The organism is Pseudomonas brassicacearum (assembly GCF_009601685.2).
GTDB lineage: Bacteria > Pseudomonadota > Gammaproteobacteria > Pseudomonadales > Pseudomonadaceae > Aquipseudomonas > Aquipseudomonas kilonensis_B.
This window is the reverse complement of sequence record NZ_CP045701.2, coordinates 6,082,057-6,106,348: the sequence shown is the minus strand read 5'-3', so window position 1 is coordinate 6,106,348 and position 24,292 is coordinate 6,082,057. Positions and strand designations below refer to the sequence as shown.

Genomic DNA, 24,292 nt, shown 5'->3' with positions numbered 1-24,292 from the left:
GATGTCTTTATAACACTCGTCGGTTGGCATGCAGGCCTAATGCGCTTGATAGCTGAAACACTGTTGTGGCGAGGGGATAAATCCCCGTTGGGCCGTAGGAGCTGACGAGTGAAACGAGGCTGCGATCTTGTCCTGGACAATTGAGTCGTAAGCGAAAGATCGCAGGCTTCGCCAGCTCCTACAGAGCCGGACGGGGCGGTGCGACGTTTCGCTAAATCCCCTCGCCACAGTTATTTGCATTCAAGGTCAAGCTAGTCAGCAGTTCAGAACCACCAAACAAAAACGCCGCGTTCATCTCGCGGCGTTTTTGCAGGTGTTGGCTTAGCCCAGGTTTTTGCCGAGCAGTGCGTGGTACAGCTCGCTGTCGCCCAGGATCCCGACGACTTGTTGGTTATCGTGGAGCACCAGTTTGTTGCCGGTCTGGTAGCGAATCTGCAACGCGTCGCGCATGCCGATGTTGGAGTCCACCAGGGTCGGACGTCGGCCCAGCTCTTCGACGGCTTGGCCCGGTACCCAGTTTTGCAGGTCCAGCGCCGCGCCGTTCTGCCGGGCGCCCTTGATGGTGTTGCCTTCGGCCAGGTCGAGCCAGGAATCGCCGCCCGGGTCCAGGCACACTGAACCGTTGATGCGCTTGCAGTTGTCCAGGGTGCGCATCAGGCTGCGACCGCACAGGACGTTGAGCGGGTTGGTGTGGGCGACGAAGGTGCGCACATAGTCATCCGCCGGGTTCAGTACGATTTCTTCCGGCTTGCTGTACTGGATGATCCGGCCGTCTTTCATGATCGCGATACGGCTGCCCAGCTTCAGGGCTTCGTCGAGGTCGTGGCTGACGAACACGATGGTCTTGCTCAGCTTGCGTTGCAGCTCCAGCAGTTCGTCCTGCAGGCCCTGGCGGATCAGCGGGTCAAGGGCGGAGAAGGGTTCGTCCATCAGCAGGATGTCGGCGTCCATCGCCAGGGCGCGGGCCAGGCCGACCCGTTGCTGCATGCCGCCGGACAATTCGTCGGGCTTCTTGTTGCGCCACTGGGTCAGGCCCACCAGCTCCAGCTTCTCATCCACCAGCTTGCGGCGTTCTTTCTCTGGACGGCCCTGCATTTCCAGACCGAAGCTGATGTTCTCGCGCACCGTGAGCCAGGGCATCAGGGCGAACTTCTGGAACACCATGGCGATGCGCTTTGTGCGCATCATCTTCAGTTCGGCGGGGGTACAGGAGGCGATGTCGATCTGCCGGCCGTCGTGTTCGACGAACAGCTTGCCGCGGCTGACGGTGTTCAGACCGTTGATGCAGCGCAGCAGGCTGGATTTGCCGGAGCCGGACAGGCCCATCAAGACGCAGATTTCGCCTTTCTCGATGTCCAGGCTGGCTTTTTCCACGCCGACGATTTGCCCGGTTTTCTTCAGGATTTCGTTGCGGGTCATGCCTTGGTCGAGCAGTTTCAGGGCCTCGCGTGGATCCTTGGCGAAGATCACGTCGACGTCTTCAAAACGAATGGTGCTCATGCGTCACCCCTTACTTTGGCGTCGGGTTGTTTGCAGATTCGGTCGAGCATGATCGCCAGCAACACGATCGCCAGGCCGGCTTCGAAGCCCAGGGCGATATCGGCGGTATTCAGTGCGTTGACCACCGGTTTGCCCAGGCCATCGGCACCCACCAGCGCGGCGATCACCACCATCGACAACGACAGCATGATGCACTGGGTGATACCGGCCGCGATGCTCGGCATCGCATGGGGCAGTTCAATGCGCGACAGGAGCTGGCGTCGGGAGCAGCCGAAGGCTTTGCCGGCGTCCATCAGTTCGTCCGGTACGTCGCGGATGCCCAGGTAGGTCAGGCGGATGGGCGCGGCAATCGCGAACACCACCGTGGAGATCAGGCCCGGGACCACACCCAGCCCGAAGAGGGTCAGGGTAGGAATGAGGTAGACGAAGGTCGGTACGGTCTGCATCAGATCGAGCACCGGCCGCATCAGGGTGTAGAACATCGGCTTGTGCGCGGCAACAATGCCCAGCGGCACGCCAATCAGTACGCAAACCAGGGTCGCGAACAGCACCTGGGCGAGGGTTTCCATGGTCTCTTGCCAGTAACCCAGGTTGAGGATCAACAGGAAGGACGCAATGACGAATACGGTCAGGCCCCATTTGCGTTGGATGAAGTGCGCCAATAGCGCGATGAGGCCGATCAGGGCCAGGGGATTGAACCAGGTCAGCGCAAACGTCACGCCGTGAATCATCGTTTCCAGAAACAGCGCGATGGCATCGAAGGTGTCGGCGCCGTGTTCCGTCAGCCATTCGACGAAGCCGGCGATGTACTGGCCCAAGGGTATTTTCTGATCAATAAGCATGGTAGCGAACGTCCGCATGCAAGGGATAAACAGCCCGGGCGAGCGAACTCGCCCGGCATAACATAAGCAGTTATTGCGCGAGCTTGGCTTTCACGGCTTCCAGGCCAGGTTTACCGTCAATGGTGGTCACGCCAGCCAACCAGGTATCGAGTACCTGTGGGTTTTTCTTCAGCCAGGCCTTGGCGGCGGCTTCAGGCTTCATCTTGTCGTCGAGCACGTTGCCCATCAGCGTGCTTTCCATGTCGACGGTGAACTCCAGGTTTTTCAACAACTGGCCAACGTTGCTGCATTCCTGGCTGTAGCCCTTGCGGGTGTTGGTCGCCACGGTTGCGGCACCGAAGTCGGGGCCGAAGAAGTCGTCGCCGCCGGTCAGGTACTGGATCTTGAAGCGGGTGTTCATCGGGTGTGGCGCCCAGCCGAGGAAGACCACATCGGTGCCACGCCTGGAGGCGCGGTCGACCTGCGAGAGCATGCCGGCTTCACTCGACTCGACGACTTTGAAGCCTGCGTCCTTCAGGCCAAAGGCGTTCTTTTCGATCATGCTCTGGATCAGGCGGTTGCCGTCGTTGCCAGGTTCGATCCCGTAGATCTTGCCGTCCAGCTCTTTCTTGAATTTGGGGATGTCGGCGAAGTCGTGCAGGCCTTTGTCATACAAGGCCTGAGGCACGGCGAGGGTGTACTTGGCGCCCTTGAGGTTGGTGCGCACGGTTTCCACGGTGCCGGCTTCGCGGTAGGCCTTGATGTCGTTTTCCATGGTCGGCATCCAGTTGCCGAGGAACACGTCCATGTTCTTGCCGTCGGCCAGGGACTTGTAGGTCACCGGCACGGAAATCATGGTGGTCTTGGTCTTGTAGCCGAGGGCTTCGAGCACCACGCTGGTGGTGGCGGTGGTCACGGTGATGTCGGTCCAGCCGACGTCGGAGAAGTTGACGGTGCTGCACTGTTCGGGTTCTGCAGCGTTGGCCAGCATCGGAAGACTCAGCATGGCGGCCAACAACAACGATGTGGAACCTTTCATGGGTGGACTCCTGGTGTTTTATCGGCGGTGTCCGGTCAGGACAACCGCGCTTATTGGATGTTGCGGTTGGTGGCGCGTGGGCACTCTCTGACACGCGGCCTTGCAAACGAGCCGTAACCGATCATGTACCAGTGCAAATCTGACGCCTACAGGGTGGGTCGTATCCAGTACAGGGAGGGTCGCATCCAGTGTCGGTGACGTCGTTTACAGATTTTTTCCGCCCCTGGCGGGCCTCTGATACGCAGAAAAACGGCGTAAAACCGAGGCCAGGACGGGGCGGCGTTGGTGGGCATGATTGCGTCGGTGTCAGACGTCGGACCCCAAGGCAAAAACCGGATGATGCGGCCATCCCGGCGTTGAGCGTAGCAGCTCCGTCACCGGACGCTCCTGCGCCCGGATGTGCCTGTTCTGGAGGTTTTCGGCAATGGCAATCAGCGTTTTCGACCTGTTCAAAATCGGTATCGGCCCATCCAGCTCACACACCGTGGGCCCGATGCGGGCCGCTGCGTTGTTCGTGCAAGGTTTGCGTGAGCGAGGACTTTTGGAACAAGTAACGCGGGTGGAAGTTCAGCTCTACGGTTCGCTTTCGGCCACTGGCATCGGCCATGGCAGCGATAACGCGGTGATCATGGGCTTGATGGGCGAGTGGCCGGACGCGATCGATCCGTCGCAGATTGGTGCGCGCATCGAGCGACTGCGCCAGACCCAGACCCTGCTGCTGGACGGTCGCCTGCCGGTGCCTTTCGTCTGGTCCCGGGACATGCGCCTGATCGACGAGAACCTGCCGTTTCATCCCAACGCCATGACGCTGGTGGCTGAGGCCGCCAACGGCGAGCTGCACCGCGACACCTATTACTCGGTCGGCGGTGGTTTCGTCGTCGATCAGGCCCAGGCTACCAGCGGTGTGGTGGACCTGGACCGCACTGAACTGCCTTACGATTTTTCCAGCGCCCAAGAGCTGCTCGAGTTGTGCCGCAGCCATAACTTGCGGGTGGCCGAGTTGATGATGGCCAACGAAAAGGTCTGGCGTTCGGAAGACGAGATCCGCAGCGGCCTGATGAAGCTCTGGCGGGCCATGCAGGACTGCGTCGAGCAGGGCCTCAAGCACGAAGGCATCTTGCCGGGTGGTTTGAATGTGCGTCGGCGTGCGGCCAAGTTGCATCGCAGCTTGCAAGAGCTGAACAAGCCCAATGTCATCGGCTCGACCCTCAGTGCCATGGAGTGGGTCAACCTGTTCGCGCTGGCGGTCAACGAGGAGAACGCTGCCGGTGGGCGCATGGTCACGGCGCCGACCAATGGCGCGGCGGGGATCATTCCGGCGGTGTTGCATTACTTCATGAAATTCAGCGAAGCGGTCACCGACGCCAACGTCGTGGATTATTTCCTCGGTGCGGCGGCCGTCGGGATCCTGTGCAAAAAGAACGCATCGATCTCCGGCGCCGAAGTCGGTTGCCAGGGCGAGGTGGGGTCGGCTTGCGCCATGGCGGCGGCCGGCCTGGCGGAGATCCTCGGGGCAACGCCTGCGCAACTGTGCAACGCGGCGGAAATCGGCCTGGAGCACAACCTTGGCCTGACGTGCGATCCAGTGGGCGGCCTGGTGCAGGTGCCGTGCATCGAGCGCAATGCGATCGCCGCGGTCAAGGCCATCAACGCCGCCCAAATGGCCTTGCGCGGTGACGGCCAGCATTTCATCTCCCTGGACCGGGTGATCCGCACCATGCGTGATACCGGCGCCGACATGCATGACAAATACAAAGAGACCTCGCGCGGCGGCTTGGCGGTCAGTGCGGTGGAGTGCTGATCCAACGTTCATGCCGAACCTTGTGGCCAGGTAAGGGAGCTGTGTCGGAACTGTGTTGGAACTGTGGAGGAGCTGTGTAGGAGCTGTCGAGTGCAACGAGGCTGCGATCTTTCCCCAGACACTTGAGTCCCAAGCGAAAGATCAAAAGATCAAAAGATCAAAAGATCAAAAGATCGCAGGCTTCGCCAGCTCCTACAGGGTCGAGCGGGAGCAAGCTCCTTCCATGCAGATGAATGTAAAAACCGCTCACAAAATGAACACCAATCTGCAAACGCGCCACCTTTTAGCGCGTCGCAAACAGACAAGAGCCCTGTTGTCGAGCCAACCGTTGAACCGTGCTCGACCGTCCGTCATTCGCACCTGTGGTGATACCTGTTGCGCAAGCCCCGCAGCCCAGTTCCCACAAGTGCTACCGAACTGCTCACAGCCCTCTGTGACCAGCGCCAGCCGCCATTGATAGCGCTCATGATCCGTACTTGATACACGCCTTATATAGACAGGTCTCGATGTCGTTTTCAGGATTTATTGAACACGCATTCAATTTAGGCATGGCAATTGCTCTATCGCTGTAAAGCCCATCTCTTTCGTGAGAACGAGGGCAATAACCAATAAAAAGAGCCTCCGCCTGAGGCCATCACCCGCTTTGTGTGAGGAGATACCGCGATGACGCCGTCCAACTCCGGGGCCGGGCCCCAGAACCGTACGCCTCAATCCATCGGCTTTTTGCTGCTGGACAATTTCACGCTGATTTCCCTGGCGTCCGCGGTAGAACCGCTACGCATGGCCAACCAATTGTCCGGTCGCGAGCTGTATCGCTGGACCACCCTCACGGTCGATGGTGGCCAGGTCTGGGCCAGCGACGGTTTGCAGATCACCCCCGACGCCTCCATGCACAAGGCGCCGGCCATGGACACCGTCATCGTCTGTGGCGGCATCGGCATCCAGCGCACCGTGACACGCGAACACGTGTCATGGCTGCAGAGCCAGGCCCGCCAATCCCGTCGCCTCGGCGCAGTTTGTACCGGCAGTTGGGCCCTGGCCTGCGCCGGCCTGCTGGACGGCTTCGATTGCAGCGTGCACTGGGAATGCCTGGCGGCGATGCAGGAAGCTTTCCCACGGGTGTCGATGAGCACCCGCTTGTTCAGCCTTGACCGTAACCGCTTCACCAGCTCTGGTGGCACCGCGCCGCTGGACATGATGCTGCACCTGATCAGCCGCGATCACGGTCGTGAGCTGTCGGCAGCGATCTCGGAAATGTTTGTCTACGAGCGTATCCGCAACGAGCAGGATCACCAGCGTGTGCCGCTCAAGCACATGCTCGGCACCAATCAGCCGAAGTTGCAGGAAATCGTCGCGTTGATGGAGGCCAACCTCGAAGAGCCGATCGACCTGGACGAACTGGCGGTGTATGTCGCCGTGTCCCGGCGCCAGCTGGAGCGGTTGTTCCAGAAGTACCTGCACTGCTCGCCATCGCGCTATTACCTCAAGCTGCGGCTGATCCGTGCGCGGCAACTGCTCAAGCAGACGCCGATGTCGATCATCGAAGTGGCCTCGGTGTGCGGCTTCGTCTCCACCCCGCACTTCTCCAAGTGCTACCGCGAGTACTTCGGCATTCCGCCGCGCGACGAGCGCGTGGGTTCCAACACCACGCAACAGGTGGCGATGATGCCGTTGCCGCAGGCGCTGGTGCTGTCGCCATTGTCCGGCCCGCTGTCGGCGCTGAGCCAGGCGCGTAATGAGTCGACGTTTGCCAGTGTGAGGCTCTGAGACCGCAGCGCCTTCATCGCGACCAGGCTCGCTCCCACAGGTTTTGTGAACGACACAGATCCTGTGGGAGCAATTGGGTTCTGTCAGGCGCTATGGTTTTGCTGGTAATCCGTCAGAGCCGGCAACAGCTGCTTATCGATCGCCTGGCGCACGGCCGGCAGGATGGTGGCGCTGCTGGTGTACATCTCCTTGACCATCCGCCGCAATTCATTGGCTCGGACCGTGTCCAGCCCACGTACGGCGCACTCGCACGCCTGCTCGGCGGTGGAGTTACTGGGTATGTTCACCCCCAGGGCCTTGAGATGGCCCAGCAGGTCTTCCTGGTCGATCAAATCGGCGTACATCATGACGCTTTTCCTTGTTCAGGGATTGGGGTCGTGTCTCGATTCTGGTAGCCACCCGAAGCGGCGGCAAGGGCAAATGGTCGCGATGTCATGAATGACTATGGAGGCGTCGTTTTCGGCTAACTTGTGCGGATCTGGACTGTGCACACTGGCCCCAAGCTGAATCACGATGGTTTGGTCACCCTCGCGCGACAGCTCCTCCAGTAACGCAACCTGCCCCGATCCTGTCACGGCTTGATCGGGGATTTTTTTGCCTGTGAATCAGGGGGGCGATGGGCGGCAGGACAGACCGCTATCGCGAGCAAGCTCGCTCCCACATTAGATTTTGTGAACGGCACAGAACCCCTGTGGAAGCGGGCTTGCTCGCGATGAACGATGACGCGGTCTAGCGTTGCAACACCAGGATCCGCGACAACAATTCATCCCGATCCACATAGCACCCCTGGAAATGTCGCGCCCCGGAAGCCGGGTCGAAGGCATTGCGGGCGTGAAGGGTGCGACGGTTGTCGAAGCACCAGAGCTGGCCGGGTTCGAGACGCTGTACCAGGCGAAATTGCGGCTCGCGGGTCAGGCCGATGAAGCGGCGGTAGGCGCGGTAAAGCTTGGGCATCTGCTCGACCGAGGTGTCGAACGGCCCACGCAGGAAGTTCGCCATGCGGATCTCCGAAACCTGCCCGACGGCGTCCAGCGCAATGATGGGTGCCAGGCAGCGGTAGTCGCTGCGACGGTCCTTGTTGCGAAATTCCACCGGAATCCGGCACAGCGCGTCGAAGGCCTCGGGGTCTTCCTCGCGCAGCGCTTGGGCAATGGCAAAACCGTCGACAAAAATGCTCTCGCCACCGTCGGCGTCATTCACCAGACAATGCAAAAACTGCAGCCCCGGCTGCAATTCCCGGGTCGGCAAATCACTGTGCAATGGCAGGTTGAAGGCGGTATAGGCGTTGCTGTCGGCATCGGCCTTGGACTGCACGTTGAACAGCAGGCCGAAGTTGCTCTCGCGAATGAAGGAAATGCGCTGGGCAATCCGTCTCAGCGAGCCGGGTTCGGTGGGTAAGCCGCGCACCTGGGTCAGGCCGATGTCGCGCACTGCCAGCAACCATTGCAACAACGCATCGGCATCGTCCATCAGTGCCGGGTAATCGAACACGGGCAGTTGCAGGTCGTGTCGCCACAGTTGGCGCCGGGGCTTGTTCGCCAGGCGCTCGGCGCGGGACTGATCATCGTAGGCGTGGGCGCGCAACCAGCCCGGGTCGAAACGGCTCTGGTGACCGTCCTGCCAGTCCACGCACAGACAGCCTTCGTCGTCGAGGCGGGTCGCGCCGGGGGCGATGTCTTCAGGGACGTCGACGATCTCCAGCACCTGCTCGCGGGTGACGCTGTAGACGCATTGTGGGCAAGGGCAGTTGTCCCGCAACCACTGGTGATGAAAGGGGCTGACCCGACCGTCCGCCCACGTCACTTGCACCCGATCGGCCAACGGCGTGGCGGCGGTCAATGGGAAGATCAGGGGGTAACGGCGGAAGTCGGCAAAAGCGGCGGCGGTGTTCATGGCGATCTCCAGTGCAAGGCTTATCGGGCGGGAGGCAGGGCGATGACCCGACCGATGTACGCTGGGGGCGGCAGGTCGGATTGCTGGTCGAGCAGGGTTTTGAGCCGGTCCAGGGTCGGTTCCGCGAAGGGTGCTGAGCGTGGGCCGGCCAGGTCGACGTGCAGCAGCATCTGTTCATTGCCGGCCAGTTCTTTATCACCGCCGACCAGATGCAGGCTGTGATAGAGGTGCAGGCGTTTGGCGTCGTGGCCGATGATGTGCGTGTGCACCTCGACTTGGGCGTCGAGCTTCACTTCGTGCAGGTAGTTCAGGTGCAATTCGAGGGTGAACAACGAGTGGCCGCTGGCTTCGCGGTTCTGGCTGTCCAGGCCGAGTCGGTCCATCAGCGCGTCGGTGGCGTAGCTGAAGATCAGCAGGTAGAAGGCATCGCGCAGGTGGCCGTTGTAATCGACCCATTCGGGGAGGATGCGGGTTTGGTAGGTGGTGAGGGTGGGCATGGGGTGGGTTCCGATGGTTGTGGTGATTGAGCCGGCGCTATCGCGAGCAAGCTCGCTCCCACAGGTCTTGTGAACGACACAGAGCCAATGTGGAGCGAGCTTGCTCGCGATGGGGCCAGACCTGCAGCCGGTTATTCGCTGAAGGCCATCCCATGCTTTTCTTTGGTGGCCTTCACCGCCTCCAGCACCGCCAGCAGGCAGTCATCACGATAGCGCTCCAGGGCCGAGATGCTGTGGCTGCCCAATTGCGCGCTCGTGCCGTCCACCACATCGTCGATCAGCTTCTCGGTCAGCTCTGGCGCCGGCAGGTAGGTCCACGGCAGTTGCAGCGCCGGGCCGAACTGGGCCATGAAGTGGCGCATCCCGGCATCGCCGCCGGCCAAGGTGTAGGTCAGGAACGTGCCCATGAATGACCAGCGCAAGCCGGCGCCAAAGCGGATCGCATCGTCGATTTCGCCGGTGGTGGCGACGCCGTCGTTGACCAGGTGCAGGGCCTCGCGCCAGAGCGCTTCGAGCAAACGGTCGGCGATGAAACCGGGCACTTCCTTGCGCACGTGCAGTGGCCGCATGCCGAGGGATTCATACACCTGCATCGCCGCCTGTACGGCTTCGGGCGCGGTGTGCTTGCCGCCGACCACTTCCACCAGCGGCAACAGGTAGACCGGGTTGAACGGGTGCCCGACCACGCAGCGTTCCGGGTGGGTGGAACCCTCATAGAACTCGCTTGGCAGCAACCCCGAAGTGCTGGAGCCGATCAGCGCGTTTGGCTTGGCGGCGGCGCTGATCTGAGCGTGCAGCTCGAGTTTCAATTCCAGTCGCTCGGGGGCGCTTTCCTGGATGAAGTCGGCGTCGCGCACGCATTCTTCGATGGTGGCGACAAAGCGCAGCCGATCTTGCGAAGCGCCGGGCGCCAGGCCTTGTTTCTCCAGGGCGCCCCAGGCATTGGCGACGCGCTTGCGCAACGCCGCTTCGGCGCCCGGCGCCGGGTCCCAGGCGACGACGTCCAGGCCATGGGCCAGGGCCCGGCTGACCCAGCCGCTGCCGATCACACCGCTGCCCAGGGCGGCGAAGGTCTTGATGTCGGTGATAAAGCTCATGGTGATTTCCTGAAAAAATAGTTCGGTGATCTCCTGTGGGAGCAAGGCTTGCCCGCGATGGCGGCAGTAGATTCAACGGGGATGTCGACTGACATACCGTTATCGCGGGCAAGCCTTGCTCCCACAGGTTGAGCCCCCCAATAGGGGAAGGTGGATGTCGGCTCAGCCGCGCTGGGTCAGGCCCATCTTCTTGCGCCCCTCAGCCGGCGTGAGCACGCGCGCGCCGAGGCGGCTGAGGATTTCGCCGGCGCGCTCCACCAGTTGGCCGTTGGTGGCGAGTACGCCTTTATCCAGCCAGAGGTTGTCTTCCAGGCCGACGCGCACGTTGCCCCCCAACAGGACCGCCTGGGCGGCCATCGGCATTTGCATGCGGCCGATGCCGAAACCTGCCCACACCGCGTCGGCGGGCAGGTTGTCGACCATGGCTTTCATGGTGGTGGTGTCGGCCGGCGCGCCCCACGGGATGCCCAGGCAGAGTTGGAACAGCGGGTTGTCCAGCAGGCCTTCCTTGATCAGTTGCTTGGCGAACCACAGGTGACCGGTGTCGAAGATTTCCAGCTCGGCCTTGACCCCCAGTTCGGTGATGCGCTTGGCCCCGGCCCGCAGTTGCGCCGGGGTGGAGACGTAAATGGTGTCGCCGTCGCCGAAGTTCAGGGTGCCGCAATCCAGGGTGCAGATTTCCGGCAGCAGCTCCTCGACGTGGGCCAGGCGCGTCAGCGGACCCACCAGGTCGGTGTTGGGGCCGAACTCCATTGGCCGTTCGCCCGCACCAATCTCCAGGTCGCCGCCCATGCCGGCGGTAAGGTTGACGATGATGTCCACGTCCGCTTCACGGATGCGCTCCATCACTTCGCGGTACAGCGCCACGTCGCGGCTGAACTTGCCGGTCTGCGGGTCGCGGACGTGGCAGTGAACCACCGTGGCGCCGGCCTTGGCGGCCTCGACGGCAGCGGCGGCGATCTGTTTCGGAGTGACCGGCACGTGAGGGCTCTTGGCGGTCGTGTCGCCAGCACCGGTGAGTGCGCAGGTGATGATGACGTCGTGGTTCATGGTGCGGATTCCTTCAGGCGTGGTGAGTCACCGCGCAGCCCGTTGGTGCTGCGCAGGTGGAGAACGTTTGGTCAGTTACTGGTGAGTTTCAGGTTGTCGGCCGCCGGCTTGCCGTCGAAGGTGGTCACGCCTTCGAGCCAACGCTGCTTGTCTTGCGGATGATCCTTGAGCCATTGCCGGGCCGATTCGAGCGGGTCCTTGTGATCGAGCAACGGCTGCATCATCCGGCTCTCGTCTTCGGCGGTGAAGGTCAGGTTGCTCAGCAAGCGGCCGACGTTGGGGCATTGCTGGGCGTAGTCCGGCGCGGTGACTGTCCAGACGGTAGCCATGCCTTCGTTCGGGCCGAGGGCGTCGTCACTGCCGGTGAGGTAGGTCATTTGCACATTGACGTTCATCGGGTGCGGCGCCCAGCCGAAGAACACCACGGCTTCCTTGCGCCGCACGGCGCGGTCCACGGCGGCGAGCATGCCGGCTTCGCTGGACTCCACCAGTTGGAATTTGCCCAGGCCGAACTGGTTCTTGGCGATCATCGCCTTGATCTGGGTATTGGCGCCGGAGCCGGGTTCGATGCCGTAGATCTTGCCGCCCAATTCTTTTTCGAATTTGGCGATGTCGGCAAAGGTCTTCAGGCCCTTGTCGGCCAGGTAGGTCGGTACGGCCAGGGTGGCGCGGGCGTCCTTGAGGCTGGGCTGCTCCAGCACCTTGACCTGCTTGGCTTCGACGAACGGGGTGATGGTCTGGGTCATCAACGGGTTCCAGTAGCCCAGGAACAGGTCCAGGCGCTGGTCGCGGATGCCGGCGAAGATGATTTGCTGGGAGGCGCTGGTTTGCTTGGTCTTGTAGCCGAGGCCGTCGAGCATCACTTGGGTCAGGGCGCTGGTGGCGATGACGTCGGTCCAGTTGACCACGCCCAGGCGCACGTTCTGGCACGCGGCGGGCTCGGCGGCCATGGCGGCGCCATTGAGGAAAGTGGTACCGCAAAGTGCAAGAGCGCAAGAGCTGATCAGTCGTTTCATGTCGGGTTCCTCGGCAGCTTATTGTTATGGGTTCCGGCATCTGCGCACCGGTGATGCCAAGTTACGCAGCCCGGCGCCTGGCAAAACGCACAGCGGCGACGTGCTCTTGCACTGCAGCGACTCTTGAACGGCCGTTGCAACTGGCGTATCAAGGTCCGCACGCTACCCGCCAACCGAGTGCGCTCCATGTCCCAGGATTTCTACTTCTTGCTGATGCCGGGTTTTTCGGCCATCGGCTTCATTTCGGCCATCGAGCCGTTGCGGGTTGCCAATCGTTTTCGCGGCGAGCTGTACCGCTGGCATGTGTTGAGCGCTGATGGCGGGGCGGTGCTGGCGAGCAATGGCATGTCGGTCAACGCCGATGCCGCACTGGAGCCTTTGAAGAAAGGCGCGACCCTCTGGGTGGTGGCCGGGTTCGAACCGCTGAAATTCGCCACCCCGGCACTGGAGCGCTGGCTGCATCGGCTGGACAACGAAGGCGTGACCTTGGGCGGGATCGACACCGGCTCCGTGGTGTTGGCCCAGGCGGGACTATTGGAAGGGCACCGCGTGACCCTGCACTGGGAAGCGATCGAGGCGTTCAAGGAGTCTTATCCACAGCTCAGCGTGACCCAGGAACTGTTCGAAATCGATCGTCGTCGCATCACCTGCGCGGGCGGCACCGCCTCCATCGACCTGATGCTGGACCTGATCGGCCAGGCCCACGGTTCGGAACTGGCGATCCAGGTCAGCGAGCAGTTCGTGCTCGGCCGCATCCGCCCGCGCAAAGATCACCAACGCATGGAAATCGCCAACCGCTATGGCATTCGCAACAAGAAGCTGGTGCACGTCATCGGCGAGATGGAAACCCACAGCGAACCGCCCCTGAGCACCTTGGCGCTGGCCGAGGCGATCAACGTCACCCGTCGCCAGCTCGAACGCCTGTTCCGCCTGCACCTGAACGACACCCCGAGCAACTTCTACCTGCGCCTGCGCCTGGAAAAGGCCCAGCAACTGTTGCGCCAGACCGACATGAGCGTGCTGGAAGTGAGCATTGCCTGTGGTTTCGAATCACCGTCGTATTTCACTCGCAGCTATCGGGCCCGGTTCGAGCGCTGCCCGCGGGAGGATCGGCGACGGCAGGGGGATGGGCGAGAACTGGTTTGACAGGCTTTTATACTTAATTATACTCGCGACTATAAATTATACCTGCCGCCATAATTGAGTATAAAACCATGTCCAAGCATCCCGGTTTTGTCTTCCGGCGCCCCGATCTGGCCCGCAATATTGTCGATGGGCTGGCTGGCGCCGGGATCCAGGATTACACCTCAGGCCTGTTCCTGGCCGCGCCAAGGCGTACCGGAAAAAGTACGTTCCTGCGCGAAGACTTGATTCCCGAATGCGAGACGCGAGGTTGGCTCGCGGTCTACGTCGACCTTTGGGCAAACAAGGAGAAGGACCCTGCCGACCTGATCGCCTCGGCCATCGCCGGGGCACTGGTGCCTTATGAAAAGGGCATCCGCAAGCTCGCCAAATCCATGGGCATCGACAAACTCAGCTTCTTGCGCACGTTGTCCTGGGATTTCAGCCAGCCGCAACTGCCCGAGGGGGCGACGCTGACCCAGGCGCTGGAGCTGTTGCACCGTGCCGCGGATAAAACCGTGGTGCTGGTGATCGATGAAGCCCAGCATGCCTTGACCACCGAGGCCGGGGTCAACGCGATGTTCGGCCTCAAGGCTGCCCGTGACCAGCTCAACCAGGGACGTGAGGGGGATACCAGCGGACTGCGGCTGGTGTTCACCGGCTCCAATCGCGACAAGCTCGCCCACTTGGTACTGAGCCGCAACCAACCGTTCTACGGGTCCAGCATCACGCCGTTTCCGTTGTTGGGCAAAGCCTTCACCCAAGCCTATACCGCTCATTTGAACGCGCACCTGGCCCAGACCAACCAGTTCAATGCCGATGATCTCGACCAGGCTTTTGAGCTGGTGGGGCGCCGTCCCGAGATGTTGCGCAGCGTCATCGGCGAAATTGCTCTGGAGCTGGGGGAGGCAAGCCATTTGGGTGAATTGCTGCGCAGCAGCGCCGAAATGCTGCGCGCCGGCGTTTGGACCGAGTTCGAGAGCGCCTGGAACGCCCTGACGGTGCCACAACGCGCGGTGCTGCAGGTCATGGCCGAACGCTCGCAGAACAACGAACCCTTCGCGCCCTTCACCGATTCAACGCTGGAGGCGGTGGGCAAGGCGCTGAGGACCATGGGAAGCGAAGTCGTACCCGGTACCCAGACCATCCAAGCCTGCATTGATGCGCTGCGTGAAAAGGAATTGGTGTGGAAGTCCAACCGGGGTGGTTATGCGCTGGAGGACAAGGCGTTTGCGGAGTGGTTGAAGGGGTATCGCCAGCAACATTGAATTTGAAATACATCCTGTGGCGAGGGAGCTTGCTCCCGCTCGGCGCTGTAGGAGCTGGCGAAGCCTGCGATTTTTTTGATTTTTCGCTTGAGACTCAAGTGTCTGGAGAAAGATCGCAGCCTCGTTGCACTCGACAGCTCCTACAGCGCCGAGCGGGAGCAAGCTCCCTCGCCACAGGTACGGTGTCCGGTTGGAAAAGCTCTATTTCTTCACCAACGCCGAACACGCCGCCTTATAAGCCTCATGCTGATACTTGTTCAGCGTCGCCGGCAGGACGAAGTCATGTTTCTTGCTCTGCGCATTGATGGTCTGCGGCGACAGCAGCGTCACCTCGCAACTTTCCAGCAACTGGAAGACCCCTTCGATCTTGAACGTCGTCGGCCCGCCGGCGAACTCGCCTTTCTTGCTGCGCTTCTTGATGGCGATGCGTTCGATACCATTATCAGTCACGAACGCTCGCACCTGCGCGGCGAACGCCTTGACGTTGGCGGCTTCGTCATCGTCGTCCAGGGCGATTTTCTTGGTGTTCAGAGGGACGTGGCTCAACGCCTGTTGATCCAGCGAGGCAACGGCGATGATCGCTTCGCTGCCTTTGATTTCGATGCCGCACGTTTTCATGTGAATCCCTTTACCAATGATGCAAGCAGCTTACCGCGCTAAACGGTTTCTGAAGCATCACTCCTGCCCAATCGACTCCAAAAACTCCGACCGATCGTCGCTCACCTGGGCCATGCAATCGTTTTCGGCGATTTTGTAGGCTTCGCTGCTGGGTTTGGCCGGGAAAGCGGCGATGGCGCAGTCGGCGTCGCGCTGTTTTTGCCACAGTTGTTGGGCGGACTTGACCTTGGCGGTGATGTCGTTGAGCTGGGCCTTGTCGCTGGCGTAGCGGGTTTGCAGGCGCTCAAAGAGGCTTTGCAGGTTTTCGGCGAGTAGTTGCTCGGCGGCGGCTTTGCCGTAGGCCGAGCAGGCCAGGGTCTGGACGTCGTTTTCAACTTCATCGCAGGGGTTTGGTTCGGTGTCTTCGGTTGCGTGTGCGACGGTGCTGATCAGTGCCAAAGCCAGGAAGATTGATTTCATTGTGTTGCCGCTCGAGTCCAGTGAAAACCAGTGATGCGGCGGATTCTGGGGCAAGCGTCGGCTAAAGAACAGACGGGCAGGCTGGGCCTGGCATACCCCTTTGTCGTGGATTGACGCTTTCGGCAATTCCCCTGTCGTTTTTGCACCCGGTCGCCACGGCCCTCAGGCATATGCTGGCCCCAAAGCGCCGGCACACGATTCGGCGCATGAATCGCTGACAAAAGGGGACTGCCTGATGAGCCCAGCCGAACTGCACGCCGACAGCATCGTTATCGACGGGCTGATCATTGCCAAGTGGAACCGCGACCTGTTCGAAGACATGCGCAAGGGCGGCCTGACCGCAGCCAACTGCACCGTGTCGGTGTGGGAAGGTTTCCAGGCCACCATCAACAACATCGTGGCCAGCCAGAAACTGATCCGCGAGAACAGCGACCTGGTGATCCCGGTGAAAACCACCGCCGACATCCGTCGCGCCAAGGAACAGGGCAAGACCGGCATCATCTTCGGCTTCCAGAACGCCCATGCCTTCGAGGACCAGCTCGGCTACGTCGAGATCTTCAAGCAACTGGGCGTCGGTGTGGTGCAGATGTGCTACAACACCCAGAACCTGGTGGGCACCGGCTGCTACGAGCGTGATGGCGGCCTGTCGGGCTTCGGTCGCGAAATCGTCGCCGAGATGAACCGCGTCGGCATCATGTGCGACCTGTCCCACGTCGGCTCCAAGACCTCCGAAGAGGTCATCCTCGAATCGAAGAAGCCAGTGTGCTATTCCCACTGCCTGCCTTCCGGCCTGAAAGAACACCCACGCAACAAATCCGATGAAGAGCTGAAGTTCATTGCCGACCATGGCGGTTTCGTCGGCGTGACCATGTTCGCGCCGTTCCTGGCCAAGGGCATCGATTCGACCATCGACGACTACGCCGAAGCCATCGAATACACCATGAACATCGTCGGTGAAGACGCCATCGGCATCGGCACCGACTTCACCCAGGGCCACGGCCAGGACTTCTTCGAAATGCTGACCCATGACAAGGGCTACGCCCGTCGTCTGACCAGCTTCGGCAAGATCATCAACCCCCTGGGCATCCGAACTGTGGGCGAGTTCCCGAACCTCACCGAAACGCTGCTCAAGCGCGGCCATCCCGAGCGGGTGGTGCGCAAGATCATGGGTGAAAACTGGGTCAACGTCTTGAAAGACGTCTGGGGCGAATAAACGCCGCCGCACGCTAATCCTCTACCTGCGGCCCTCTGCGCCGCAGGCAATACCACGAATTTCCGGAGTCAAGTTTTCATGGCCAAGATCGCCCCCCAACTGCCTATCGAAGTCGACAGCGAAACCGGTGTCTGGACCTCCGACGCCCTGCCGATGCTCTACGTGCCGCGTCACTTTTTCGTCAACAACCACATGGGCATCGAAGAAGTGCTGGGCGCCGACGCCTACGCCGAGATTCTCTACAAGGCCGGCTACAAATCCGCCTGGCACTGGTGTGAAAAAGAAGCCGAATGCCATGGCCTGGAAGGCGTCGCGGTGTTCGAGCACTACATGAAGCGCCTGTCGCAGCGTGGTTGGGGCCTGTTCAAGATCCAGGACATCGACTTGGACAAAGGCACCGCCAGCGTCAAGCTCGAACACTCGGCGTTCGTCTATGTGTACGGCAAGGTCGGGCGCAAGGTCGACTACATGTTCACCGGCTGGTTCGCCGGCGCCATGGACCAGATCCTGGCCGCGCGCGGCAGTTCGATCCGCACCGTGGCCGAGCAGGTCTACGGCGGTTCCGAAGAAGGCCACGACGACGGCCTGTTCATCGTCAAGCCGTTGTAAGTCGAGGATTGCGCCATGGCTTTTGAAGCAATGTTCCAGCCGATCCAGATCGGCAAGCTGACCATCCGCAACCGTGTGCTCAGCACCGCCCACGCCGAGGTCTACGCCACCGACGGCGGCATGACCACCGACCGGTACGTGAAGTATTACGAAGAGAAGGCCAAGGGCGGCATCGGCCTGGCGATCTGTGGTGGCTCGTCGGTGGTCGCCATCGACAGCCCGCAGGAGTGGTGGAGTTCGGTGAACCTGTCCACCGACCGCATCATCCCGCACTTCCAGAACCTGGCCGACGCCATGCACAAGCATGGCGCCAAGATCATGATCCAGATTACCCACATGGGCCGGCGCTCGCGTTGGGACGGTTTCAACTGGCCGACCCTGATGTCGCCGTCCGGTGTGCGTGAGCCGGTGCACCGCGCCACCTGCAAGACCATCGAGCCGGAAGAGATCTGGCGGGTGATCGGCAACTACGCCCAGGCCGCACGACGTGCCAAGGCCGGTGGCCTGGACGGCGTCGAGCTGTCCGCCGTGCACCAGCACATGATCGACCAGTTCTGGAGCCCGCGGGTCAACAAGCGGACCGACGAATGGGGCGGCACCTTCGAAGGCCGCATGAAGTTCGGCCTGGAAGTGTTGAAAGCCGTGCGTGCCGAGGTCGGTGACGACTTCTGCGTGGGCATGCGCATCTGCGGTGACGAATTCCACCCGGACGGCTTGTCCCATGAGGACATGAAGCAGATCGCCAAGTATTACGACGACACCGGCATGCTGGATTTCATCGGCGTGGTGGGCTCGGGTTGCGACACCCACAACACCCTGGCCAACGTCATCCCGAACATGAGTTATCCACCGGAGCCGTTCCTGCACCTGGCCGCCGGTATCAAGGAAGTGGTCAAGGTTCCGGTTCTGCACGCGCAGAACATCAAGGACCCGAACCAGGCCACGCGGATCCTGGAGGGCGGTTACGTCGACATGGTCGGCATGACCCGCGCCCACATCGCCGACCCGCACCTGATCGCCAAGATCAAGATGGGCCAGATCGACCAGATCAAGCAGTGCGTCGGCGCCAACTACTGCATCGACCGCCAGTACCAAGGCCTGGACGTGCTGTGCATCCAGAACGCCGCGACGTCCCGTGAATACATGGGCGTGCCGCACATCATCGAGAAGTCCACCGGGCCCAAGCGCAAAGTCGTTGTGGTCGGTGCCGGCCCAGCGGGGATGGAAGCGGCGCGCGTGGCCGCCGAACGTGGCCACGATGTGACCTTGTTCGAGAAGAAGGAATTCATCGGCGGGCAGATCACCACCGCCTCGAAAGCCCCGCAACGGGACCAGATCGCCGGCATCACCCGCTGGTTCCAACTGGAACTGGCACGGTTGAAAGTCGACCTGCGCCTGGGCGTGGCGGCTGACGCGGCGACCATCATGGACCTGCGTCCGGATGTGGTGGTGCTGGCCGTCGGCGGCCATCCGTTCCTGGAGCAGAACGAACACTGGGGCGCTGCCGAAGGGCTGGTGGTCAGCAGCTGGGACGTGCTCGACGGCAAGGTTGCGCCGGGCAAGAACGTGCTGGTCTACGACACCATTTGCGAATTCACCGGTATGTCGGTGGCCGACTTCCTCGCCGACAAAGGCAGCCAGGTCGAGATCGTCACCGACGACATCAAGCCGGGCGTGGCGATTGGCGGGACGTCGTTCCCTACCTACTACCGCAGCATGTACCCCAAGGAAGTGATCATGACCGGGGACATGATGCTGGAGAAGGTCTACCGCGAAGGCGACAAGCTGGTGGCGGTGCTGGAGAACGAATACACCGGTGCCAAGGAAGAACGCGTGGTGGACCAGGTGGTGGTGGAAAACGGCGTGCGGCCGGACGAGGAAATCTACTACGCGCTCAAGGAAGGTTCGCGCAACAAGGGCCAGATCGACGTTGAAGCCCTGTTCGCGATCAAGCCCCAGCCGTGCCTTGCGCAGAGTGGCGACGGCTACCTGCTGTTCCGCATCGGCGACTGCGTGGCCCAGCGTAATACCCACGCGGCCATCTACGACGCCCTGCGGTTGTGCAAGGATTTCTAACGGCTTAACACCATCACCTGTGGCGAGGGAGCTTGCTCCCGCTGGGCTGCGAAGCGGCCCCAAATTATCAGTCGAGGAGCGTCAGGTTTACACCTGGGGCTGTTTTGGGAGCGCTTCGCGCTCCAGCGGGAGCAAGCTCCCTCGCCACAAGTAGGTGCGTCGCTCTCACTGGCGCGCACATGACCCTGAGGTCTTTGGGAGCTTCACCATGTTGAACACCCTTCTTCCAATCCTGCTGTTCGCTGCCTTGGGCCTCGCGGTCCTTGGCGCCTTGCGGCGGGTGAACATGTGGCGCCGCGGACGACCGGCCAAGGTCGACCTGATCGGCGGTCTCTTCGCCATGCCCAAGCGCTACATGGTGGATTTGCACCATGTGGTGGCTCGGGACAAATACATTGCCAATACCCACGTCGCCACGGCCGGTGGTGCGGTGGCGTCGGTGGTGCTGGCGATCCTGGTCCACGGGTTTGGCCTGCATAATCGCTTCCTCGGCTATGCGTTGCTGTTGATGTCGGCCGTGATGTTCGTCGGTGCGATCTTCGTCTACCTGCGCCGGCGCAATCCGCCGGCCCGTTTGTCCAAGGGCCCGTGGATGCGCCTGCCGAAAAGCCTGCTGGCCTTCTCGGCGTCGTTCTTCCTGGTGACCCTGCCGGTGGCGGGTATCCTCCCGGAAAACTTCGGCGGTTGGCTGGTGGCGGCGATCCTCGGTGTCGGCGTGCTGTGGGGCGTGTCGGAACTATTTTTCGGCATGACCTGGGGCGGGCCGATGAAACACGCCTTCGCCGGTGCCCTGCACCTGGCCTGGCACCGCCGAGCCGAGCGCTTTGGTGGCGGTCGCTCCACCGGCCTGAAGCCGCTGGACCTGAATGACCCGAGCGCGCCGCTGGGTGTGGAAAAACCCAAGGACTTCACCTGGAACCAACTGCTGGGTTTCGATGCCTGCGTACAGTGCGGCAAGTGTGAAGCTGCCTGCCCGGCGTTCGCTGCCGGTCAGCCGCTGAACCCGAAAAAACTCATCCAGGACATGGTCGTCGGCCTGGCCGGCGGCACCGATGCGAAATTCGCCGGTAGCCCCTACCCAGGCAAACCTGTGGGCGAGCACAGCGGCAACCCACATCAGCCGATCGTCAACGGTCTGGTGGACGCCGAGACGCTGTGGTCCTGCACCACCTGCCGGGCGTGCGTCGAGGAATGCCCGATGATGATCGAGCACGTCGACGCCATCGTCGACATGCGTCGGCACCTGACCCTGGAAAAAGGCGCCACGCCGAACAAGGGCGCCGAAGTGCTGGAAAACCTCATCGCCACCGACAACCCTGGCGGCTTCGCCCCGGGCGGACGGATGAACTGGGCGGCGGACCTGAACCTCAATCTGCTCAGCGAGAAGAAATCCACCGACGTGCTGTTCTGGGTCGGCGACGGTGCCTTCGACATGCGCAACCAGCGCACCTTGCGCGCCTTCGTCAAAGTGCTCAAGGCGGCGAAAATCGACTTTGCCGTGCTCGGTCTCGAAGAACGCGACAGTGGCGACGTGGCCCGGCGCCTGGGTGATGAGGCGACGTTCCAGCTATTGGCCAAGCGCAACATCCAGACCCTGGCCAAATACAACTTCAACCGCATCGTCACCTGCGACCCCCACAGCTTCCACGTGCTGAAAAACGAATACGGCGCCTTCGATGGCAACTACCTGGTGCAGCACCACAGCACCTATATGGCGGAAATCATCGACGCCGGGGCGCTGAACCTCGGCCAGCACAAGGGCGACAGCGTGACTTATCACGACCCGTGCTACCTGGGCCGCTACAACGGCGAATACGAGGCGCCGCGCCAGGTGCTGCGCGCGCTGGGCATCGAGGTCAAGGAGATGCAGCGTTCCGGTTTCCGTTCGCGTTGCTGCGGCGGTGGCGGCGGTGCGCCAATCACGGACATCCCCGGCAAGCAGCGAATCCCTGACATGCGCATGGAAGACATCCGCGAAACCGGCGCCGAACTGGTGGCCGTGGGTTGTCCACAGTGCACCGCGATGCTGGAAGGCGTGGTCGAACCGCGGCCGATGATCAAGGACATTGCCGAACTGGTGGCCGACGCGCTGCTCGAAGACGCGGCGCCAAGCAAGCCAGTGGCCCCGTCCAAACGTGAACTCGCGCAGGTGCATTCATGAGCACAATCATCCGCCGCGACCCTCGTGCCGAGTGGATCGCCCGCAACCGCCTGCACCCGCTGCACGCAGCCATGCAACCGGTGCAGCACAGCTGGATGGGGCCTAACGGCATCATTCGCAAGAATGTCCATGGTGTCGGTTTCATCGGCCCCAACGGCATCAAGCGCATCGACCGCAGCGGCGCCCAGCAGGGTGGCGCGACCAAGCGTACCGCCGCCGCTGAAGTGCAACTGCCGCTGCATCAGGTGCCGCAACCGGCGTTCTACATCAGTGTGGTGCCGGACATGGTCGGTGGCCGCTTGAGCAGCCACGACCGCGATCTGCTGGGCCTGGCCCATCAGCTTGCCGGCAGCGAAGGTGCGGTGTTGGCGGTGGTCTTCGGCGAGCATAAGGAAAACGCCTTCGCCACGGCCGGTGTCGACCGCTTGTTGGTATTGGAAGGTGAGGCATTCAGCGGTTATGCACCGGAGCAACGAGTGCAAGGCCTGCGGGCTGTGGATAACCAGTTCAACCCACGCCATTGGCTGCTGCCCGACAGCCGCACCGGTGGCGGTGAACTGGGTCGGCGTTTTGCCGCAGCCCTGGGCGAACGCCCGGCTACGCGGGTCTGGCAGGTCAAGGGCGAAGAGTGCATCGGCCGCGCCGGTGCCGGCCTGCAAGACTTGGCCCGGCCATTGGCGCGCTTGATCCTGGCGGCGGCCGAATGCGCCGAACCGGTCAGTGAGACCCGTCACGAAGCCTTGCCGGTGGAGTTATCCACAAGCGTGGCCCGTAGCTTGTCGCGCATTGAAGACCTCGGTGCGGTGGCAGTGGACCCGGGCGCGATCCCGATGGCCGAGGCCGAATTCATTTTCTCCGGCGGCAACGGGGTCAAGGACTGGGATCTTTTCCACCAGACCGCTGCGGCCCTGGGTGCCACCGAAGGCGCTTCGCGGGTGGCGGTGGACGACGGTTTCATGGCCCGCGATCGCCAGGTCGGTGCGTCTGGCACCTGGGTCACGGCGCGGGTCTACGTGGCCGTGGGGATTTCCGGGGCGATCCAGCACCTGCAGGGCATCGGCGCCTGCGACAAGGTGGTGGCGATCAACCTCGACCCAGGTTGCGACATGATCAAACGGGCAGACCTGTCGGTGATCGGTGACAGCGCGGCGATTCTCCAGGCCTTGATCGCGGCGGTAGAGGCTTACCGCAACGAAGCCAAGCGCGATGCGGCTTAAGAAGGATAAGTTGATGAGTACCCAAGTGATCAGCCTCGTGTCCATCGGCGCCCACCCCACTTCCGGTCGGCCCCGGCGCGCCGAACAGGACGCCCGGGCCGTTGAACTGGGCCTGCAGCTGGCCGGCAGCGACCTGCAAGTGCTGCACGCCGGCGACGTGGCCGAACCGGCCCTGCGCGCCTACCTGGGCATGAGCCTGGACGAACTGCATGTGCTGGAAAACCCCGTGGGTGCCGACGCCCTGCCGGCCCTGACCGATTACCTGCGTGACGCCGGTGCCCAAGTGGTGCTCACCGGCAGCCAGGCGGAAACCGGTGAAGGCTCGGGCATGTTGCCGTTCCTGTTGGCCGAGAATCTCGGTTGGCCGCTGGTGGTGGGGCTGGCCCAGGTCGAATCCATCGACGGCGGCGTGGCCCTGGTGTTGCAAGCCTTGCCTCGCGGTCAACGTCGCCGTCTCAAAGTGCGCCTGCCGTTCCTGGCCACTGTGGATAACGCCGCGCCAAAACCCCGGCAAAGCGCCTTCGGCCCGGCCCGGCGGGGGGCATTGCATGGCGAGGAAGTCGAGGTGATCGACGACACCTTGCTGGCGGTGGCAACCCTGCAACCGGCCAAGCCACGCCCCAAACGCTTGAAAGTGATCAAGGCCAAGAGCGGCGCCGACCGCATGAAAGCAGCCACGGCCAAGGCCAGCGGTGGAGGCGGGCAAGTGCTCAAGGACGTGAGCCCGGAGGCAGGGGCCGAGGCGATTCTCAAGCTGTTGGTGGAGGAAGGCGTGGTTCGCTGACCTCAAATACCCCTAACCCCCTTGTGGGAGCAACGCTTGCTCGCGATCCAGGCGGCTTGGACTTAAGAGACCGAGGCGTTTTCATCGCGAGCAAGCTTTGCTCCCACAGGGCTAGCTCCTACAGCAGATAGGCATGGTGGGTTACCCACAATCCCTGTGCGCGCCTCTGTGGATAACCTGTTCGCCCCTCGCTGCAACCTATGAAAACCAGGCCCTGCAGGCCTGCGCTCAAAAAATAGCCAGCCTAACCCACGGTTTTTATTGGCTTTTGCCTGTGAGTAGTT

At 62.0% G+C, this 24,292-nt stretch carries 21 protein-coding genes; 10 read left to right on the top strand and 11 right to left on the bottom strand.

Going from position 1 to position 24,292, the window contains the following annotated elements; genetic code table 11:
- Window positions 1-321: 321 nt before the first annotated feature.
- The 3 genes from choV to GFU70_RS26530 all read right to left on the bottom strand — a co-directional run bounded on the left by choV (window position 322) and on the right by GFU70_RS26530 (window position 3,360).
- Entirely contained in the window at window positions 322-1,500 is a 1,179-nt protein-coding gene (gene choV / locus GFU70_RS26540; RefSeq protein WP_058545458.1) for a choline ABC transporter ATP-binding protein, read from the bottom strand.
- Complete coding sequence (gene choW / locus GFU70_RS26535) at window positions 1,497-2,342, bottom strand: choline ABC transporter permease subunit (protein WP_058545457.1); 846 nt, start codon at window positions 2,340-2,342, stop codon at window positions 1,497-1,499. The genes choV and choW overlap by 4 nt, the downstream gene beginning before the upstream one ends.
- A 70-nt stretch (window positions 2,343-2,412) precedes the next feature.
- Window positions 2,413-3,360, bottom strand: a complete 948-nt coding sequence (locus tag GFU70_RS26530; protein WP_058545456.1) for a choline ABC transporter substrate-binding protein — start codon at window positions 3,358-3,360, stop codon at window positions 2,413-2,415.
- A 424-nt stretch (window positions 3,361-3,784) separates the two neighbouring features.
- On the opposite strand from GFU70_RS26530, the gene GFU70_RS26525 reads away from it, so the two are divergent.
- Window positions 3,785-5,161: an L-serine ammonia-lyase gene (locus tag GFU70_RS26525; protein WP_058545455.1), complete on the top strand. Its 1,377-nt coding sequence runs from the start codon at window positions 3,785-3,787 to the stop codon at window positions 5,159-5,161.
- A gap of 663 nt (window positions 5,162-5,824) precedes the next feature.
- Window positions 5,825-6,928 (top strand): GlxA family transcriptional regulator, encoded by a 1,104-nt coding sequence (locus GFU70_RS26520; RefSeq protein WP_058545454.1) that lies wholly within the window; start codon window positions 5,825-5,827, stop codon window positions 6,926-6,928.
- 83 nt (window positions 6,929-7,011) lie between these two features.
- On the opposite strand, the gene GFU70_RS26515 is transcribed toward GFU70_RS26520, so the two are convergent.
- From GFU70_RS26515 to GFU70_RS26490, 6 genes are all read right to left on the bottom strand, one after another.
- Window positions 7,012-7,275: a hypothetical protein gene (locus tag GFU70_RS26515; RefSeq protein ID WP_116643675.1), complete on the bottom strand. Its 264-nt coding sequence runs from the start codon at window positions 7,273-7,275 to the stop codon at window positions 7,012-7,014.
- Between the two features lie 382 nt (window positions 7,276-7,657).
- Window positions 7,658-8,821, bottom strand: a complete 1,164-nt coding sequence (locus GFU70_RS26510) for a gamma-butyrobetaine dioxygenase (RefSeq protein WP_058545452.1) — start codon at window positions 8,819-8,821, stop codon at window positions 7,658-7,660.
- 20 nt (window positions 8,822-8,841) lie between these two features.
- Window positions 8,842-9,318, bottom strand: coding sequence for a thioesterase family protein (locus GFU70_RS26505; protein ID WP_058545451.1), 477 nt, complete (start codon window positions 9,316-9,318; stop codon window positions 8,842-8,844).
- Between the two features lie 131 nt (window positions 9,319-9,449).
- Window positions 9,450-10,415 (bottom strand): L-carnitine dehydrogenase, encoded by a 966-nt coding sequence (locus GFU70_RS26500; protein WP_058545461.1) that lies wholly within the window; start codon window positions 10,413-10,415, stop codon window positions 9,450-9,452.
- A gap of 162 nt (window positions 10,416-10,577) precedes the next feature.
- Window positions 10,578-11,465: a 3-keto-5-aminohexanoate cleavage protein gene (locus GFU70_RS26495; protein WP_014340599.1), complete on the bottom strand. Its 888-nt coding sequence runs from the start codon at window positions 11,463-11,465 to the stop codon at window positions 10,578-10,580.
- A gap of 71 nt (window positions 11,466-11,536) precedes the next feature.
- The gene (locus tag GFU70_RS26490) at window positions 11,537-12,481 is read right to left on the bottom strand and encodes a choline ABC transporter substrate-binding protein (protein WP_058545299.1); all 945 of its coding nucleotides are present in this window, start codon (window positions 12,479-12,481) and stop codon (window positions 11,537-11,539) included.
- 186 nt (window positions 12,482-12,667) lie between these two features.
- Here GFU70_RS26490 and GFU70_RS26485 point away from each other — a divergent pair, with 186 nt between their 5' ends.
- Entirely contained in the window at window positions 12,668-13,627 is a 960-nt protein-coding gene (locus GFU70_RS26485; RefSeq protein ID WP_058545298.1) for a GlxA family transcriptional regulator, read from the top strand.
- Window positions 13,628-13,695: 68 nt separating this feature from the next.
- Window positions 13,696-14,871 (top strand): hypothetical protein, encoded by a 1,176-nt coding sequence (locus tag GFU70_RS26480; RefSeq protein ID WP_116643676.1) that lies wholly within the window; start codon window positions 13,696-13,698, stop codon window positions 14,869-14,871.
- Window positions 14,872-15,072: 201 nt separating this feature from the next.
- On the opposite strand, the gene GFU70_RS26475 is transcribed toward GFU70_RS26480, so the two are convergent.
- Window positions 15,073-15,489, bottom strand: coding sequence for a DUF3010 family protein (locus tag GFU70_RS26475; RefSeq protein ID WP_058545296.1), 417 nt, complete (start codon window positions 15,487-15,489; stop codon window positions 15,073-15,075).
- A gap of 57 nt (window positions 15,490-15,546) precedes the next feature.
- Window positions 15,547-15,948: a lysozyme inhibitor LprI family protein gene (locus GFU70_RS26470; RefSeq protein ID WP_058545295.1), complete on the bottom strand. Its 402-nt coding sequence runs from the start codon at window positions 15,946-15,948 to the stop codon at window positions 15,547-15,549.
- Window positions 15,949-16,183: 235 nt separating this feature from the next.
- Here GFU70_RS26470 and GFU70_RS26465 point away from each other — a divergent pair, with 235 nt between their 5' ends.
- The 6 genes from GFU70_RS26465 (at window position 16,184) to GFU70_RS26440 (ending at window position 24,008) form a co-directional block, all read left to right on the top strand.
- Entirely contained in the window at window positions 16,184-17,161 is a 978-nt protein-coding gene (locus GFU70_RS26465; RefSeq protein ID WP_030139307.1) for a dipeptidase, read from the top strand.
- Between the two features lie 78 nt (window positions 17,162-17,239).
- The gene (locus tag GFU70_RS26460) at window positions 17,240-17,770 is read left to right on the top strand and encodes a DUF5943 domain-containing protein (RefSeq protein WP_030139308.1); all 531 of its coding nucleotides are present in this window, start codon (window positions 17,240-17,242) and stop codon (window positions 17,768-17,770) included.
- A gap of 15 nt (window positions 17,771-17,785) precedes the next feature.
- Window positions 17,786-19,846, top strand: a complete 2,061-nt coding sequence (gene dgcA / locus GFU70_RS26455) for a dimethylglycine demethylation protein DgcA (protein ID WP_058545294.1) — start codon at window positions 17,786-17,788, stop codon at window positions 19,844-19,846.
- Between the two features lie 208 nt (window positions 19,847-20,054).
- Window positions 20,055-22,007, top strand: coding sequence for a dimethylglycine demethylation protein DgcB (gene dgcB / locus GFU70_RS26450; RefSeq protein WP_153389026.1), 1,953 nt, complete (start codon window positions 20,055-20,057; stop codon window positions 22,005-22,007).
- Complete coding sequence (locus tag GFU70_RS26445) at window positions 22,004-23,224, top strand: electron transfer flavoprotein subunit alpha/FixB family protein (protein ID WP_116643679.1); 1,221 nt, start codon at window positions 22,004-22,006, stop codon at window positions 23,222-23,224. The genes dgcB and GFU70_RS26445 overlap by 4 nt, the downstream gene beginning before the upstream one ends.
- A 13-nt stretch (window positions 23,225-23,237) precedes the next feature.
- Window positions 23,238-24,008: an electron transfer flavoprotein subunit beta gene (locus tag GFU70_RS26440; RefSeq protein ID WP_153389025.1), complete on the top strand. Its 771-nt coding sequence runs from the start codon at window positions 23,238-23,240 to the stop codon at window positions 24,006-24,008.
- The last annotated feature ends 284 nt before the right edge of the window (window positions 24,009-24,292 follow it).